Origin of the sequence: Chryseosolibacter indicum, from assembly GCF_018598585.1 — a bacterium.
GTDB classification, from domain to species: domain Bacteria; phylum Bacteroidota; class Bacteroidia; order Cytophagales; family Cyclobacteriaceae; genus Chryseosolibacter; species Chryseosolibacter indicus.
In genome coordinates this window covers 1-2,543 of the sequence record NZ_JAHESD010000135.1, presented here as the reverse complement: position 1 = coordinate 2,543, position 2,543 = coordinate 1, and the positions used below count along the sequence as shown (strand labels likewise).

1 protein-coding gene is annotated in these 2,543 nt (G+C 44.5%); it reads right to left on the bottom strand.

The window, feature by feature from the left end:
• Window positions 1–183: 183 nt before the first annotated feature.
• Complete coding sequence (locus tag KK060_RS24695; protein WP_254157934.1) at window positions 184–1,608, bottom strand: CCA tRNA nucleotidyltransferase; 1,425 nt, start codon at window positions 1,606–1,608, stop codon at window positions 184–186.
• Between the last annotated feature and the right edge of the window lie 935 nt (window positions 1,609–2,543).

The following is a 2,543-nucleotide window of genomic DNA, read 5'->3' as shown; positions in this document are numbered from 1 at the left end:
GTCAATTGTCAACTACTCCCCTGCCTACTGCCTACTCCCTAAGTTACAGGTTTAAAGTTTAAAGTTACAGGTTTCGCGACAACCTTTCAACAACTTGAAACCTTTAACTTGTAACGTATGGTTTCTGGCGTTCGAGGTTCTGGGTTCTGGGTTGGAAGTTGTTACAGGTTACTGGTTACAGGTTTAAGGTTTCGGGTTTGTTTGAGGTACCAACCCTTTTTCATTCGCTATCTTTTGCAACAACCCGATGGCTTCTTCCCGGTTGTTACGGATTTCGCCTTCGAGGATGGCTTCTTTGATTTGTTCTTTGATGTCGCCGATGATACGGCTTGGGGGCAGGTTGTACATCTTCATAATCTCGTCGCCGGTGATGGGTGGCTGGAAATTCCGCACCTGGTCTTTCTCTTCTACCTCTTTCATCTTCTGCTCTACCAGGTCGAAGTTCTTCAGTATCTTCGCTACCTTGTCGTTGTTCTTGGAGGTGACGTCGGCACGGCACAGTTTCATCAGCGCCTCTACGGCGTCGCCAGCGTCAAACAGCAATCTTCTGATGGCGGAGTCTGTAACTTCTTTCGCCAATGGTATCGGCCTCAGGTGTAGTCGTACGAGCTTTTGTACAAAGAGCATGCGCTCATCCATCGGCAATTTTAATTTCCGGAAGATGTTGGGCGTCATGCGTGCACCGCGTTCTTCGTGTCCGTGAAAGGTCCATCCGTGATTTTTATCAAAGCGCTTGGTAGCAGGCTTGGCGATGTCGTGAAGGATGGCAGCCCAGCGTAACCATAGGTCGTCAGAGACTTTGGATACGTTGTCGAGCACCTGTAATGTATGGAAGAAATTGTCTTTATGTGCTTTGTTGTCGACATACTCTACGCCATGCAGTGCTACCAGCTCGGGGAAGAACTGTTTGAGCAGTCCGCTGTGAAAGAGTAGTTTAAATCCGTATGAGGGCGTAGCGCTGAGGATGATCTTGTTCAACTCATCGGTTATACGCTCGTGTGATACGATCTTCAACCTTTCAGCTTGTGTCATCAACGCGTTGAATGTATCAGCTTCAATATCGAAGTTCAGCTGTGAGGCAAAGCGCACAGCGCGCATCATCCGTAACGGATCGTCAGAAAAAGTGATAACAGGGTCTAACGGGGTTTTAATGATCTTCTTCTTTATATCCGTAACACCATTAAAGGGATCGATCAGCTCGCCAAAGGTTTTTGCGTTGAGGCTTATGGCCATGGCGTTGATGGTGAAGTCGCGTCGCTTCTGGTCGTCGTCGAGGGTGCCGTCTTCAACAATGGGCTTACGCGAGTCGCTGCGGTAGGATTCTTTGCGTGCGCCTACAAACTCGAGTTCAAGGTCTTCAAACTTAATCTGGGCGGTGCCGAAGTTCTTAAAGATGTTTACATGTACAGAAGGGCCTAAATCTTTCGCGATAGCTTCTGCCAAGGCAATGCCGCTACCTACGCATACGAAGTCGATGTCTTTGGAAGGGCGGTTGAGAATTATGTCTCTCACATACCCTCCTACCACGAAGGTTTGAAGGTTTAATTTGTCGGCGACGGCGCCGATGCGTTGAAAAATAGAATGGTTGAGCGATGAAGCCAGGTTCATGCGGCGAATTTAGTAAGAATGTTTAAGGTTACAGGTTTAAGGTTAAAGGTTCGGGAAAAACCTTTTAACAACTTGTAACATGAAACCTGTAACGTTCTGAGTTCAAGGTTCTGGGTTCGAGGTTGTTTCAGGTTTAAGGTTTAAAGTTTAAGGTTACAGGGTCGGGTAACATTTAAACAACTCGTAACCTGCACTGTTTTTGGATTATCAACTGATTCATTATCAATTGTCAACTAACTTAATTGCCTACTGCATTCTGCCTACTCTTTACGTTACAGGTTCTGGGTTCGAGGTTGTTTCAGGTTCAAGGTTTAAGGTTACAGGTTCAGGGAATCGGGTGGTCGGTGATCTGTCCTGGTCTACTCTCCATATTAGTTCAAGTTGCTGGTTAAGGTTGCTGGATTTTAGAAAAGAATGATTGTCAACTGATTCATTGTCAATTGTCAACTACCTTAATTGCCTACTGCATTCTGCCTAGTGCCTACTCTCTACGTTACAGGTTTAAGGTTAAAGGTTCGGAAAAAACCTTTTAACAACTTGTAACATGAAACCTGTAACGTTCTGAGTTCTGGGTTTGTTTCAGGTTTAAAGTTTAAGGTTACAGGTTCAGGTAACATTTAAACAACTCGTAACCTGCACTGTTTTTGGATTATCAACTGATTCACTAATCAATTGTCAACTACCTTAATTGCCTACTGCATTCTGCCTACTGCCTACTCTTTACGTTTAAGGAATATTAAAACAACATGAAACCTGAAACTTGTAACCTGAAACAAAAACCACCTCAGAACTTAGAACGCAGAACTTTAAACTGTCGGGGTGGTTTTTGCGGATTAGATGAAATTAATTCGAGATAATTAGCGCGAAAAAATTACCTTTGTGCCCGGTTAATCGAAAGGGCTTCAACAAATCATGTCAACTGCCAAGTATATATT

Excerpts from the sequence above, each read along its gene's own strand:
- KK060_RS24695 (WP_254157934.1), bottom strand. The coding sequence starts at position 1,608 with ATGAACCTGGCTTCATCGCTCAACCATTCTATTTTTCAACGCATCGGC.